The organism is Leptospirales bacterium (assembly GCA_019694655.1).
Taxonomy (GTDB): Bacteria; Spirochaetota; Leptospiria; order Leptospirales; family Leptonemataceae; genus SSF53.
On record JAIBBN010000005.1, the window covers coordinates 131,809 to 145,967 of the forward strand.

Sequence of the window (14,159 nt, forward strand, 5' to 3'; positions counted from 1 at the left end):
TATATTCCAGCATCCAGGCCGTTTCGCTTCCAGTCTTTGGCTTCAGGGCGCAGCTTGCGAAGCTGCAGCGCGTTCTCGGAGATAGCGCGATGTCCAGAGATCCGGCGAACGAAAGATCGCGTCTTCGTCCGCCGACCCATTGACCTCACGCCAGGCGCTGCGCCAGCGGGGTCCTTCACCCTCGTCGACTCGCTGTATTGTGGAGATCAGTTGGGGAAAGAAGTAGCGCCAGGCCTGCTGATAGATCTTGATTGGATAGTTCTGGAACGATAGGTCCGCGCTGCGGCTATAGCCGCGGCAGATCGCCGAGGGACCGGGACATGGCGACATCTTATCCACGCTGCCTGGACTGCCGCCAGAACGGGGATACTGCGCTTTCACGGTGTCGGTCGGACAGAGGCATAGCATCGCAAGCGCTCCGGAGATAAGGTAAGGCCAAAAAAAAGGCCGCTCAGACGAGCGGCCTTTCTTGCTGAAAACCAAAGTCTCGATCTTACAGCGCCAGCTTGTAGCCGAACTTGTAGTGCGTTCCGCTCAGGCTGATCGGATATACCGGGAAGGGGGCAAGAGCCAGAGCGCCGCCGGTCGACTTCGCTCCAACGGTGCCGTAGCCGCCGCCCACAATCGTTTCAAACTCGATGAAGAGTTTGTCGCCGCTGGCCAGCTTGTGCTCAACGCCAATTACGAAGTTCGGGGAAATGGAACGGACACGGAATTTGACCGATTCAGCAAAGATCGGCTGGGATCCACGAGCCGGACTGGGGCTCGGAGAAACCGTGGTGGTTGCACCTTGCGAGGTCAAGAGAGCAACGGCGTCGCCATTGTTGAAGCCGCCAACTTCCCATCCACCCCACGAATAGTTAATTCCCACGCCAGCATATACTGCGCCGCTTTCGCCAACGCCTGCTTTGAGTCCAAAGTAAGCTGGGATGTGCCAGGCATAGTAGTTCCAGTGGATCTTATACCAGGTGTAGGCGATTGGCGATCCCTGCAGCAGGGTTGATTCGGTCTCCCCGCCCAGGATCTTGGTTACGTGCGACAGTCCAATGCGGAAGAACATGCCATCGCCTTCCTGCTCATAGAACAGGCCCAGGTCGAGGCCATGCATTGGTCCGCTGGTATTGGCGCGAATGGCGCCAGCAGTAGCGCGCTCCAGGCCAATCAGCGTATTTTCCGGAATGATTGCCTTTTGCTGCGCAGGGCTGTTGTTACAGGAAGTGTTGGCGCCGCAGGACAGGCCATTTTCGGCGTAGAACTTGCTGGAATCCAGACCGTCTTTGGTGATCGTTCCGGCCAGCGAGCCCAGATCGAATTGCAGGCCAGCTGCAAAACCGAGGTAGGAACCCTCGGCATAAACGCTTGAGGTTGAGATTGCGAGCGCAACCCCCAGCGCTACAAGTTTAAGCTTTTTCATAAAAGAGCTTTCCTCCATGCTTCGAATGCGTTTGTATTTTTGTCTGCTGAACGGCCTTGCCGTTCCATCGAAGTGCGCCAGTCATTGCTGCCAGCGAGACCCAACGATTCGGCGTAAGTGGCGCCCTGGCCAGGGCAAGGTCAATGAAAAAAAGTGAACCCGGCTTTGGCGGAAAAAAGCTGAATGCCTGACGCTGCGCACCATTCTTTTGTGCGATGCAACTATCGCCACTGAGCAAGCGCTGAAATCAACCGAATCATCCAGGCTGTCCCTGGGGGCGGTTCAAAGCGATGCGTCATCAGATCCAGGCTGTTTCCGGCAGAGAGGAGCATCGCCAACGCAAGTAGCGCCAATCGTGCCTGGACGATCGCTGGCCTGCGCCGATCGCCAACGAAACTCTGGTCCAGCCGCAAGATCAAAGCCAGCATCAGCGCCAGTAGCTGAGGACAGAGCGTCCGATATCCGGCGCTATCGCCGCCGATGCCATGGCTGATCAGGGAGGCAAGCAGCCACTGCAGCAAGAAGGCCAGGCCCATAAGCGGCGCCAGGTAGGCATGGCGATCGACATTGGGCCGCAACTGCATTGTCAGCTGGCCGGCATTGCGCCCTGGACTTTGCCAGAGCAGGAGCAGAGCCGCCAGAACGACCGGACTGAAAATCAGCGCTCCATGGCGAGCCCCAACAAGCAGTTCCAGAGCCTGAGCCGCGGGATGGGAGCTCCAATTCAAACTGCTTTGCGTTTTCCATTCGCCGAAGGTCCAGCTATTCCACAATGCCAGGAGCGCTACGGGCGCAGAGCTGAGCGCTATGTATGGCAGCAAGCTGCGCAGCCGTCGTAGCCCGCGCAGCAGGTAATGGCCTGCGCCGCCGTCTTCCGCGGCCAGGGCCGCCAGCCAGAGCGCCGCAGCCAGCGGCCAGGAACTGTCTTTAGTCAGGCAAAGCGCGGCGATGCTGACTGCCAGAAGCCAGCGTTGCCTGCGCAGCATTGCGCCAATCGCAAAGGTAATGGCGATGGCTGACAGCGATTCTGTATAGAAAGTAAAAATATAGTATGCGGCCAGGCTGGACAGAAGGATCAAAAGCCGCCATACGGGCGCAGCCAGTCGCTGCAGGGGCAGGCGCGCTACGCCCCAGCTGAATAGCGCCAGCTGGACAAGCAGGATGATGGTCTCTGTGCCGCTCCAGGCCAGGCGAAGCAGCGGACCAAAAGTTGCGGCAAGCAGCAGCGGATAGCCAGGCGAATGCAGCGGCGCCTCCGCCAGACCATCCGTGGGCGGACCGCGGTAGTCTGCGCGTCGCTCAATACGCAATCGGCGCCAGTCCGGAGGATCGTCGTTGGATTTGATTTCGTAGGCCTCATCCCAGGCAATACGCAGCCGTTGCTTTCGATCTACGAAATATGTGTGATGATCCAGTTCAATGCCGGCGTAGTATCTTCCAGCTTGAGACTTGCTCGCGTAGTTGTTTGCTAAATCAAGATCAAAGTCCCGCGCCAGCGATTGGGCCATCAGCAGATAATGCGGCTCGTCTCCGCTGATGGCGCCAGGCGCCCGATACCGCGGGCTGCAGTTCTGCAAGTAGAGTACGGGCAAGGCCAGTGTAGCAAACAGAAACAGCGAAGTCGCCAGTACGCGCCAGCCGTCGCTCACAGCAGCGCCGACGCGCAGCTTCATCGTCAGTTGCCTGCGTCGAGGGCAAGGTTGGCCAGCTGATCGGCTCGTTTGTTCTGTTCGCGAGGGATGTGTTCCATGTGCAATTTCGCAAATTCATTCAGGATGGAGCGAGCGGCTTTGTGGAGTTCGCGCAGGCCAGCGTGCTTTACTTTGTACTGACCAATAATCTGCCGGACCACCAGTTGCGAATCCATGCGCACCAAAAGTTCTACCTGCGCAGGATCAACAAGAGCTGAGGCGGCCTGCGCGCCCTCAATCAGCGCCTTATATTCCGCTTCATTGTTAGTCGCGACGCCCAGGCAGCGGCTGACCGTAGCCAGTTCGGCGCCATCCTCGGCAAAGAGCGCCGCGCCAATGGCCGCCGGGCCAGGATTGCCGCGCGATGCGCCATCGCAGTAGAGAGTCAGCCGCTTCATTTCGATGCGTCCCAATGAAGCTGCAGCAGCTCCACGGGCGTCTCCTTGCCGCGCACCGAAATCTCGCCGGCGCTCTGCCAGGAAAGACCGCTGCTCTCGCCGGCGGCATCGACAACACTGCGCGCCGCAAGCGGAGACCGTCCCAGTTCCTTGGTCAAAGCCTCGATGCGCGAGGCCAGGTTGATCGTATCGCCTACGACCGTGAATTCGCGACGCGTGGCCGGACCAATGTCGCCGACCAGCGCCGCTCCGCTGTTGAGTCCAATGCCAATCTGCAGCGCCGCCAGGCCGCTGGCCGCACGCTCTTTATTCAATTGCTCCAGCGCCTGGTGCATATCCATGGCGCACCTCGCGGCGCGCAGGGCGTGGTCTTCGCGTATCAGCGGCGCTCCAAAGTAGGCCAGAATGCCATCGCCCAGAAATTTATCCAGCGTGCCGCCATGTGCAAAAATGACGGCAACCATGCGCTCCAGATAGCCATTGAGCAGCGATACCACGTCTTCCGGGCTCATTTTCTCGCTCATTGCAGTAAAGCCGCGCAAATCAGCAAATAGCGCCGTGACCTGCTGCAGCTGACCCTGGGCCGCCGCCTCCGGCTGCTCCAGGATTTGCTGCGCTACCTCCGGAGAAAAGTAGCGTCCCATGCGTTCGCGCTTGCTGCGTTCGTCCGAGTATTCGCGGGCAATGATCAGCGCCCGCCGGCCGACCAGCGCGCCTGCCAGCCAGGCGACGGCAAAGACCGCCGCCAGCGTTGGCGTCCACGCCGGAAACTTTACGCCGGCATGGTGCAGCAAGATGGCCGAAAGAACAAAGCCCTCCAATGCAGCGATCCCGGTAAAGAATGCGCGCGCGCCAGCCGGGGCTGGCACAATAAATAGCACAAAGGCCAGCGCAACGATCATGGCGCCGGCGGTAGGATGCGGAGCGTCCGCCAGGGAGGCATCCATCGAAAGAAAGATCAGCGGGAAATCCACCGCCGGCAGCGCCCAGAGACGCGCACGTTTGACGACCGGCCAGCGCTGTGCGCCAAAAAGCAGAACAACGGCCAGCGCGGCATAGAGCGCCACTGTTGGAAGCGGGCGCAGCCAATCGGGCTGTTCCAGCGCGATGCCAGCCACAATGGCCATCAGCAGCCAGACGCTGCCGCCGACGAAGCGCACGACGGCAATCTGCGCCAGGTTGCGCTCCGTTTCCGCCTGCAGAATGCTTTGTAGCTCCGGCGGCGGCGGGGCAATCAATGCGCCAGACCAACGCTGGATGGATCGCCAAAGCTCAGCAGGTTTCATCTATACTACGATATTGACCAGTTTGTTTTTTACAACTATGATCCGCTTGGGACTCTTGCCATCCATGGCGCGTTTGACGCTCTCGTCATTCAACGCGCGTCCCTGCAGCTGTTCCTCGGCTTCGTCGACAGGGGCCTTCGCGCGGGCGCGCACCTTGCCGTTGACCTGGAATACGATTTCGAGTTCATCCTCTGCCGCACGCTCGAGATCAAAGCCCGGCCAGTCCTGATGGGCCAGCACGCTCTTCTCGCCCAGCAGCGCCCAGAGTTCATCGGCCAGATGCGGAGCAAAGGGCGAAAGCAGTTTGATGAAGGATCGCGCGTTGTCGCCTCCCAGCCGCTTCTCGCTTAGAAATTCGTTGGTGAAGATCATCAGCTGAGAGATTGCTGTGTTGAAAGCAAAGCGCTCGATGTCCTCCGTGACCTTGCGGATTGTCTGGTGCACGATGCGTTCTGTCTGACGCAGACGTTCGGCGGGCGCTGGCTCCAGCAGCTCTGGATCGATGCGCGCTTCGGAGAGCGCTTGCGGCGCGGAATCGTCGTCCATGCCGGCCGGATAGGTAAACATGCGCCAGACGCGCATCAAAAAGCGGAAGACGCCTTCAATGCCGCGCGAGGCCCAGGGTTTTACCTGATCCAGCGGGCCCAGAAACATCTCGAACATACGAAAAGCGTCGGCGCCATAGCGTTGCACCACTTCGTCGGGATTGACCACGTTGCCCCGCGACTTGGACATTTTTTCGCCGTCTTCGCCAAGGATCAGGCCCTGATGGATCAGCTTGCGGAAGGGCTCCGGACTGCTGACATAGCCCAGATCGTAGAGCGCCTGCTGCCAGAAGCGCGCATAGAGCAAGTGAAGTACGGCATGCTCCGATCCGCCGACGTAGAGGTCGACGCCGCCGTCGCCCATCCAGTAGCGCTCCTTATCCGGATCAACAAGCGTCTTCTTGTTGCGCGGGTCGATAAATCGTAAGTAGTACCAACAGCTGCCAGCCCATTGCGGCATGGTGTTGGTTTCGCGGCGCAGCGCCTTGCCGCCCCGTTTGAATTGCACCCAGTCCGAAAGATTTGCCAGCGGCGATTCTCCGCTGGCCGCCGGCTGAAACTGGTCTGAGTCCGGCAGTTCCAGCGGAAGGTCCTTTTCCGCTTCGGCCACAAAGGCGCCATCGTCATCGAAGCTGATCGGAATCGGCTCCCCCCAGTAGCGCTGACGCGAAAATAGCCAGTCGCGCAGGCGGTAGTTGACGCGGCGCAGTCCGAGGTTGAGCGCGTCGAGATGCTCGGCCATGCGCGCGATGGCTTCGGCGGTAGGATGGCCGTCGAGCAGTCCGCTGTGCACCCCCTGGCCTTGAGCGGTGAAGGCCTCTTTCATCACGGCGCCCTCGCGCGCCGATTGCTGCAAAGCTTCGAAGTCCGGCACAGCGTCCTCCGAGCCTGGATTTCGTTCGCTTTTCTTTACTTTCTCGCTGGCGGGGGCGACGACGCGTCGCAGCGGCAAATCAAACTTGCGGGCAAAGGCAAAGTCGCGTTCATCGTGGGCTGGTACGGCCATGATTGCGCCGGTCCCATAGCCCATCAGCACGTAGTCCGCCGTCCAGACCGGAATGCCTTCGCCGGTCAGCGGATGAATGACATAGCCGCCGGTAAAGACTCCGCTCTTTTGCGCTTTCTCGCCCTGCGCCTGGCGATCCCGTTCCGATTTGCGGGCCGTCTCATGGACGTAGTGTTCGACCATCTTGCGCTGCTGCGCCGTGGTCAGCTCCTTGAGCATGGGGTGCTCGGGCGCCAGCACCATGTAGGTGACGCCAAAGATCGTATCCGGTCTGGTTGTATAGACGCGCAAGGCCGCGCCGTCCTCGCGACGTTTCAGGCGCATGCCCTTGCCCTTGCGCGCCACTGCAAAGTCAATCTCCGCTCCCTCCGAGCGTCCAATCCAGTTGCGTTGCAGTTCCAGCGTCCCGGCCGGCCAATCCAGGCCTTCAAGGCCGGACAGCAATCGTTCAGCGTAAGCAGTAATGCGCAGCATCCACTGCCGCATCGGTCGGCGTTCCACGCTGTAACCTTTGGAGGTCCATTCCTCAACCTCCTCGTTGGCCAGAACAGTGCCCAGTTCGGCGCACCAGTTGACCGGCATCTCGGCTACATAGGCAAGCCGGTGCGAATCCGTGTAAGCGCGACGAGCGCTGGCATCGCCGGCGTGCTCCGCTGGAATCTGCAAGTCACTGATCGGCCGCGCCTTGTTCTGTTCGGGATCATACCAGCTGTGGAAGAGCTTCAGGAAGATCCATTGCGTCCAGCGATAGTACTCCTTGTCCGTTGTGCTGAGCTCGCGCTCCCAGTCGTAGCTGAATCCCAGCGCCTTCAGCTGTCGGCGAAAGTTATCAATATTTTCCTTCGTGGTTTGTGCCGGATGGATGCCGGTCTGCATGGCGTAACGCTCGGCCGGCAGGCCAAAGGCATCCCAGCCCATCGGATGGAGTACGTTATAGCCGCGCATGCGCTTGTAGCGGGCGATGATGTCGGTGGCGGTATAGCCCTCGGGGTGGCCAACATGCAGGCCGGCGCCGGAGGGGTAGGGGAACATATCAAGAACGTAGTATTTGGGACGGCTGCGATCCTCGCCGGTGCGGAAAATGCGCTGCTGTTCCCAGACAGCCTGCCACTTGCGCTCGATTTCAGCGAAAGGATAGCTCATGTTGCGCAGACTGGCGCGCCTGGGCAGGGCGGCAAGAGCTTTCAAACCTGAACGGCTTCAGGCGCGGCCGATCGCACTGGCGACGAATCGCTCCGACGGCGTCAGGAATCCATTGCCGGATGGCGCGGCGCTCTGGAGCATGCCGCCGTGGCATCGATCAAGCAGTTCTTCATTCCGCCGGATTTCAATCTGGCAGCGGCCTGGTTTGTGGACGCCGCGCTGCCCATGGCGCTGCAGCAGTACCAGAACATTCGCGAGATAGCAATCGAGCCGGAAGACCGGCGGCTCTTGCGTTCGCTCCGCGATCGGCGTCTCCTCTTTTTCACCAATCACCCCAGTCAGGCCGAGCCCCTGATCGCCTACCATGTGGCCAATGTGATGGGCAGCCGTTTTCGCTACATGGCCACGCGCCGCGCTTTCGATTTTCTATTTGGCGCTGTTGGCAAACTGTTCTCCGGCATTGGCGCATACAGCGTTCTGCCTGGCGTTCCCGATCGCGAATCAATGCGTATGACGCGCCAGATTCTGGCCGCCGCCGGCGGCAAGCTGGTCATCTTTCCGGAAGGCGAGCCGATGTGCGGCGAGAACGACAGCCTGATGCCCTTCCAGGCCGGCTTCCTGAAGCTGAGCTTTGCCGCACTGGCTGACGCGCGTAAAAACGAACCGAACGCGGACATCACCATTCTGCCGGGATTCATCAAGTACGTCATTCAAACGCCGCGTCCGGAAATTCTAAAGCACCTGGAGCACTCCATTGCGGCCATTGAGCAAAAACTGGGCGCCGATCCTGGCGGACGCAACCTGCTGCGCCGCTTTCTGATGGTCGGTCGCTTGCTGCTGGAGGACTTTGAGAAGCGCTATCACATTGAAGTGCGTCCGGAAACCGATTTCACCTATCGCGTTGGCCGTCTGCGGCATCGCATTCTGGATAACGTGGCGCGCTCCATGAACTTGAAGCACTACGACAAAGAAGCGGATGCTATCCATAAGCTTCGTCATCTGACCAGCATCATTGAGTTGCTGGAGGTCGGCTATGAGGCGCCGGACTTGCCCCAGCTCAGTCACGCGGCTTTGCAGGAGGCCAATCGCGAGTGTGTCAAAGCCTACGACTTCATCGTCATCAAGCCCGAGTATCTGATCAGTCGGCCTACGCCGGAGCGATTCTACGAGTGGCTGCAGCGCTTCGAATCGCTGGCGCTGGGCAAGACGCCGCGCGCCCTGGGCGGCGAGCCACATCCGCTGCCGCGCACCGCCAGGTTGAGCCTGGCTCAGCCCATGTCCCTGGGCGAACACTACGAAGCCTATCGCGCCGATAAGAACGCAGCGGTGGAAGCGCTGAACGGCAAGATTCGCGCACAGATGGAAGGAATGCTGGAGCGCGCTCAGGCTCTGAGTGAACCAATCGTTGCGCCCAATGATGTCGGCGAGACCGACGGCCATCTTTAACAGGCGCTGTCGGGCCGCCGGCGGGCGCCGGCTGTGCGGCAATTATTCCTCGGCGCTGCCGCCTTTCCCGCCGAAAATCAGAATGCGCGCCCAGGCCGCGCACCTTGCTGATGAGACTGCGCCTCTGGATCCTTCCCGCTGTGCTTTGCGCCCTCCCGGCGGCCGTTTCGGCCGATCGCACGGAGCTGGTCTTCGCCTTCCGCAACTACCAGACGCAACAGCCGGAGCGTATGATTCTGGTGGGCGAAATCCAGAGCAAGACCAAGGCCCCCGAGGCTCAGGTGCAGGGCGCCCAGACCGCGTTTCCTGGCCTCGACACCAGGCTCGATCAAGTAACCGTCAAGGTACAGAACCGTCGCGGCCTGAAGATAGGCCAGAAGCTTTACGTAATCGATAAAGATCCACACCACCAGCGTTATCGGAATGGGCTGATCGTCGGCGAGATCGAGGTCACGCAGATCCTGAACAATCCCTTCTACGGCTGGGTGTTAACCGGGCAGGGTATTTTGTTGCGTGTGCGCGAGGGGCACTTTGTAGCGCGGACCCTGGAAACGGAGAATCTGGAGCGCGCCTATGGTTTGAAGAAACGCGGCGACCACTATCGCAATCGCGGCGACACGGAGCGCGCCGTACTGAGTTACAATGAAGCCCTCTCGGCGGACGCCTCGCTGCCAGAGGCCAGCGCCGCCCTTGGCGACCTGTTTTATTCGCCAGCCTTGCGCCGTCGCCAGGAGGATGCGCCGCTGCGCGCCCTGAGCTACTACGAGCGAGCCTGGCAGAATCGAGTCAATTTCCGCTACGTTTACGAGGAGTATTCCTTCTATAAAAGCTACGCTCGCGCCCTGCTGGAAGCCTACCGGGTGCGCCGCCTGGAGTCGGCGCAGGAAGAGCAGGCCGTTCGTCTGCTGGATCGCGTCGCCGAAGTTGCCGCTGCAGCGCTTGGCTTGCGCAACCAGCCAGAGCCGCGCATTGATCTGGCCATCGCCCATTACTACCGCATGCGCTACTATGAGCGGCAATCCAACGCCCAGGAGCGCAGCAGGCGCGATGAATCGCAGCGCGTCGTGGCTGAAAATTTGCAGCAGCTGATCAATGGCAACGTCCGTAACCGCGATCTGTACGCCATCGCCTTGCTTTTTTACGGCGAGGAAGAGCTGCAGCTCTCCAGACGCAGCGCACTGGGCGCCTCCGAGCAGGAGCGTCTGGCGCGGCTGCGCGGCTTGACCCGCGCTATTGCGCCGCTGTACCGGCAATACGCTGGCGTGGATGCCGATCCCGAGGTGCTGCGCCTCCTCGATCAGTTGCCGTCCGCGCACTGATTCTGGCTCTGGTCAGATGGGTCCGATCTACTCGGCTGAGCAATCGATCCCTTCCCAGGCTTTTGCACGCTGCGGGCAACTGCGGCTGGGGCAGCTCCAGATATCGACGCCAGTTTTCATGCCGGTCGGAACACGCGGCGCTATCAAGGGCGCCTGGATCGAAGACCTGCGGGAGATTGGCTATCGCTTAATCCTGGGTAACAGCTACCATCTCTACTTGCGACCCGGAAGCCAGCTGATTGAAAAGCTGGGAGGACTGCACCGTTTTATTGGCTGGAACGATGGCGCACTCTTGACGGATAGCGGCGGCTTTCAGGTTTATTCGCTTTCGGAGCGAGTCCGGCTCTCGTCCGAGGGCGTTGAATTTCGCAGCCACATTGACGGCAGCGCCCATTTCTTCAGTCCCGAATCAACGCTGCAGTTGCAGCTGGCTTTTGGCAGCAATATCATGATGGCGCTGGACGATTGTCCGCCGGCCGAGGCCAGCGCCGAACGCTTGCAGCAATCGCTGCAGCGCACCCATCAATGGGCGGCGCGCACCCTGGCCGAACGGAGTCGCTTGATTGAGGCCGGGCGCTGGCAGTTCGGCCGCCATCATCTCTTTGGCATCGCCCAGGGCGGCCTCGATCGGAAGCTGCGTCATGAATCGCTGGATCAGATTCAGTCCGGCGACTGGGATGGAATCGCCATTGGCGGCCTTTCGGTTGGCGAGAGTCGCGAGGAGTTGCACGCCATGCTGGCGCAACTGGCGCCACGGCTTGACCCGCTGCGGCCTCGCTACTTGATGGGGGTGGGGGCTTTGCCCGATCTGGCAGCGGCTATCGATTGCGGATTTGACATGTTCGATTGCGTCCTGCCGACGCGTAACGCCCGGAATGGTCAGCTTTTTACCTGGCAGGGTCGAATCAACATCCGCAACCAACGCTTTGCCGAGGATCAGGCGCCCCTGGATGGGGCATGCAACTGTCGGGTCTGCCGCAACTACAGCAGGGCCTATCTGCGACATCTGTTTCAAGCCGGAGAGATGCTTGGTCCAATGATGGCGACTTTACACAACCTGCACTTTTATGCCGATTTTATGCATGCCGCCCGCCGGGCGATCCGCCAGGGCGATTGGTCGGCCTTCAAGAGCCGTTGGGAAAAAATCCCGGAGGCCCCTTGATTTTTTATCTTGACATGGCCGCTTCAGAGCCGCGCCTTCTTTTCTCTTAAAAACTTCCTTGCGGATGCGGGGGGAGCGAAGGCTCATTGCTCAGGTATGGAAATTTCGAGACGCGAAGTAAACGATATCGCTATTCTGGACGTTAACGGCGAGATCGACCTGTACAATGCTCCAGAAATCAAAGAGCTGATTAACAAGCTGATTGAAGAGCAAAAGTACAACGTCATCATCAATCTGGACCGCGTTTCGTACATCGATTCGTCGGGCATTGGAGCCTTGATCTCCAGTCTTTCCAATTTGAAGAAGTATCAGGGCGGCCTGAAGATCATCAATGTTTCCGGTTCTGTTCGTAAAGTATTCGAACTCACCAAATTGACGTCCTTTTTCGAAATCTACGATTCCGAAGGCGACGCCGTCGCCGCCTTCAAGTAAAACTACTGTACGCGGCCGCAGGACGGCGGCTGCGGAAGGTCCCTTCTTTTTTCAGTGGCGCCGGAGAGGCGGCCAGGGCAATCATGGCCTGATTGCGGGCCGCTGCCTGCGAGACCTGTTTCATCTTTGCGATTGTCATCGTACTTGATTTGCATCTGGAGGATAGTTTCATGAGAGGCAAACTGCACCGCTCAGCCCTTGTTCTGAGCCTTGCCGCTGGAGTGACCCTTGCGCTTGTCCATTGTGGCAGCTCGGTCCCGGTCCAGGAGCTTACAGAGGCGCGCACACAGCTGGATGCTGCGATTGCAGACCAGGCGCCCCGCCATGCCGCCGAGCAATACAATGCGGCCCGTGCGGCGCTGCTCGAGGCCCATCAAAAGTTGTCTGACGACGACTACAAAGCGGCGCGTGAGAAGGCTGCTGAGTCTGCAGCACAGTCGCTGGCTGCGCGCGGCATCGCTGCTCCAATCCACGCCCGCGAAACGCGCAGCGCAGCGGAGCAGAGCATTGCCGCGGCCGATCGGGCTTATGCAGAATCGCTGGCGCCAAACGACTTCTCGGCGGCGCAATCGCTCTTTCAGGATGGCGACCGACTCAGCCAGGCCGCAGCGGCCGCGCCAGCAGGCGATCCGGCAACCCTGGAACAACTCAGCCAGGCTGCGCGCAAATTTCAGGATGCACAGGCCGCAGCTGATCGCGCACGCAGCGCCTCTCTGGCGCAAAAACAGGACATGCTCGATTCGTTGTCTGGCGTTCGTCAAACGCTGGAACGGGCCTCCGCCTGGGGCGCCGCGGAAAGCAATGCCGCCGGACTCAGCGCTGCACAGGCCAAACTGGCCGAAGCTGAAGCGCAGATCAATAGCGATGAGCTAAAGGCCGGCGCCGCTTCGCTCAAAGAAGCCGAGCAGATGGCGCAGGCGCTGGCGCTGGCCGCCGCCGAAAACTATGCCGGCCGTCGTCTGCAAGAAGCGGAACGCGCCGTATCCGGAGCGCAGCGCGACTACAACCTGATCAATACGCCGCGCAACCGCGGCGACGCCGAAGCCGGTCAACAATTGCAGACAATCAATGAGCAGGTTGCGGCCGCAGGCGAGGCGCTGAATTCAGCGCGCCAGAACAACAGCGATCGCAAATACGAGGAATCCATTCGCGACTCTGACGAGGCCATCCGCCTGAGTGAAATCGTATTCGAGCAGACCGCCTTGCTCTCCGGGCGTTCGCGCCAGAGCAACGTTACAACGGAGCCGCAACCGGTGGTCACTGGCGATCAACGGCAGTATACGGTGCAGCGCCGCCGCCCGGCGGATTGCCTTTCCTGCATTGCCCGTCGCCGCTCCGTCTATGGCAACAGCCGGCTGTGGCGGCGGATCTATGAGGCCAACCGGGCTACCATAGGCGAAAATCCGAACCTGATATATCCGGGCCAGGTCCTGGCTATTCCGCCCAAGCGCGGACCGATTACCCCGCAGAAACCGGCCGAAGAGCAAACTACGCCCGCTGGAAACGAAAATGCGGGGCAGCCTGACCAGCCGATGCAGCCAGCAAACGATAACCCATCCGATGCCGGCGGCATGCAGGACAACCAGACACAGCCTTCGGAGAATATGCAGTAAGCCTTTGCTTCTCGCTGCTGTGCAAGCCCGACCGGCGATTTGCGGTCGGGCTTTTTTATTGGATTTCGGACAGGCCGTTGGCGCTTTTCTATCGGGCCGCGCCCATCAATCCAGCAGCGGATTGGCAACAAGCACAAAGGCCAGCAGAAAGAGCCCATAGACCAGATTCAGGACAGCGCCGATTCGGATTGGCTTGAAGTGCGTACTGAAGCCGCTCAAGAAAACATGCAGCGATAGAAACAAGGTGGCTACCGCGCAAAGTAGCAGCGTAGTTTGCACGGGCGCAGCCAGGGCGCCGTAGAACAGAACCAGAATCACCGGCAAGATGCCGGCCAATGAGATAAAGGCGCCATGGGCGACCCAGCCCATAATAAACAGGCGCGCCTCATTCTCGCTAATATTTCGAAACGCAGTCACTGCGCCGCCGACGATCAGCTGATGGAAGAGCCCCCAGCCAGCGACGATGGCGCCTAACGCGACGACGATATAGCCCAGCATTTCCAGGATCATTGCAGTTGCATCCGCTGAGCGCCATCAGAACTGTTCTAGCACAATTCCAATCGACGCCGCCGGCGTCTTCCTCCGGGCTCCCTGGCCTAAGGTAGAATTTGCGCCTACAGGGACTCGAACCCCGATTTCAGGTTCCGGAGACCTGCGCTCTATCCATTGAGCTATAGGCGCTTGAACAAACGCTCGTCAGAGTC

Annotated in this window: 12 protein-coding genes and 1 tRNA gene; 5 read left to right on the forward strand and 8 right to left on the reverse strand. The window is 60.1% G+C overall.

Translation table 11 applies throughout. The features are described from left to right. Window positions 1–42: 42 nt before the first annotated feature. The 6 genes from K1X75_10170 to leuS form a co-directional block, all read right to left on the reverse strand. The gene (locus tag K1X75_10170; protein ID MBX7058418.1) at window positions 43–330 is read right to left on the reverse strand and encodes a hypothetical protein; all 288 of its coding nucleotides are present in this window, start codon (window positions 328–330) and stop codon (window positions 43–45) included. Between the two features lie 163 nt (window positions 331–493). Further along, complete coding sequence (locus K1X75_10175; GenBank protein ID MBX7058419.1) at window positions 494–1,414, reverse strand: porin OmpL1; 921 nt, start codon at window positions 1,412–1,414, stop codon at window positions 494–496. A 221-nt stretch (window positions 1,415–1,635) separates the two neighbouring features. Then, entirely contained in the window at window positions 1,636–3,087 is a 1,452-nt protein-coding gene (locus K1X75_10180) for a hypothetical protein (GenBank protein MBX7058420.1), read from the reverse strand. A gap of 2 nt (window positions 3,088–3,089) precedes the next feature. Beyond that, a complete protein-coding gene (locus K1X75_10185; protein ID MBX7058421.1) occupies window positions 3,090–3,503 on the reverse strand; it encodes a ribonuclease HI family protein in 414 nt (137 codons plus the stop codon). Then, window positions 3,500–4,789: an adenylate/guanylate cyclase domain-containing protein gene (locus K1X75_10190; GenBank protein ID MBX7058422.1), complete on the reverse strand. Its 1,290-nt coding sequence runs from the start codon at window positions 4,787–4,789 to the stop codon at window positions 3,500–3,502. The genes K1X75_10185 and K1X75_10190 overlap by 4 nt, the downstream gene beginning before the upstream one ends. After that, window positions 4,790–7,483: a leucine--tRNA ligase gene (leuS, locus tag K1X75_10195; protein MBX7058423.1), complete on the reverse strand. Its 2,694-nt coding sequence runs from the start codon at window positions 7,481–7,483 to the stop codon at window positions 4,790–4,792. 147 nt (window positions 7,484–7,630) lie between these two features. Between leuS and K1X75_10200 the strand changes: the two genes are divergently transcribed. The 5 genes from K1X75_10200 to K1X75_10220 all read left to right on the forward strand — a co-directional run bounded on the left by K1X75_10200 (window position 7,631) and on the right by K1X75_10220 (window position 13,455). After that, window positions 7,631–8,929 (forward strand): 1-acyl-sn-glycerol-3-phosphate acyltransferase, encoded by a 1,299-nt coding sequence (locus K1X75_10200; protein MBX7058424.1) that lies wholly within the window; start codon window positions 7,631–7,633, stop codon window positions 8,927–8,929. Between the two features lie 110 nt (window positions 8,930–9,039). Then, window positions 9,040–10,248, forward strand: coding sequence for a tetratricopeptide repeat protein (locus K1X75_10205; GenBank protein MBX7058425.1), 1,209 nt, complete (start codon window positions 9,040–9,042; stop codon window positions 10,246–10,248). Between the two features lie 16 nt (window positions 10,249–10,264). Then, entirely contained in the window at window positions 10,265–11,410 is a 1,146-nt protein-coding gene (gene tgt / locus K1X75_10210) for a tRNA guanosine(34) transglycosylase Tgt (GenBank protein ID MBX7058426.1), read from the forward strand. Window positions 11,411–11,506: 96 nt separating this feature from the next. After that, a complete protein-coding gene (locus K1X75_10215; GenBank protein MBX7058427.1) occupies window positions 11,507–11,842 on the forward strand; it encodes an STAS domain-containing protein in 336 nt (111 codons plus the stop codon). 170 nt (window positions 11,843–12,012) lie between these two features. Next, window positions 12,013–13,455 (forward strand): hypothetical protein, encoded by a 1,443-nt coding sequence (locus K1X75_10220; protein ID MBX7058428.1) that lies wholly within the window; start codon window positions 12,013–12,015, stop codon window positions 13,453–13,455. Window positions 13,456–13,560: 105 nt separating this feature from the next. On the opposite strand, the gene K1X75_10225 is transcribed toward K1X75_10220, so the two are convergent. Both K1X75_10225 and K1X75_10230 read right to left on the reverse strand, forming a co-directional pair. After that, on the reverse strand, window positions 13,561–13,965 hold the full coding sequence (locus K1X75_10225) for a hypothetical protein (GenBank protein MBX7058429.1): 405 nt from the start codon (window positions 13,963–13,965) through the stop codon (window positions 13,561–13,563). A 99-nt stretch (window positions 13,966–14,064) separates the two neighbouring features. Then, a tRNA-Arg gene (locus K1X75_10230) sits at window positions 14,065–14,136 on the reverse strand. Between the last annotated feature and the right edge of the window lie 23 nt (window positions 14,137–14,159).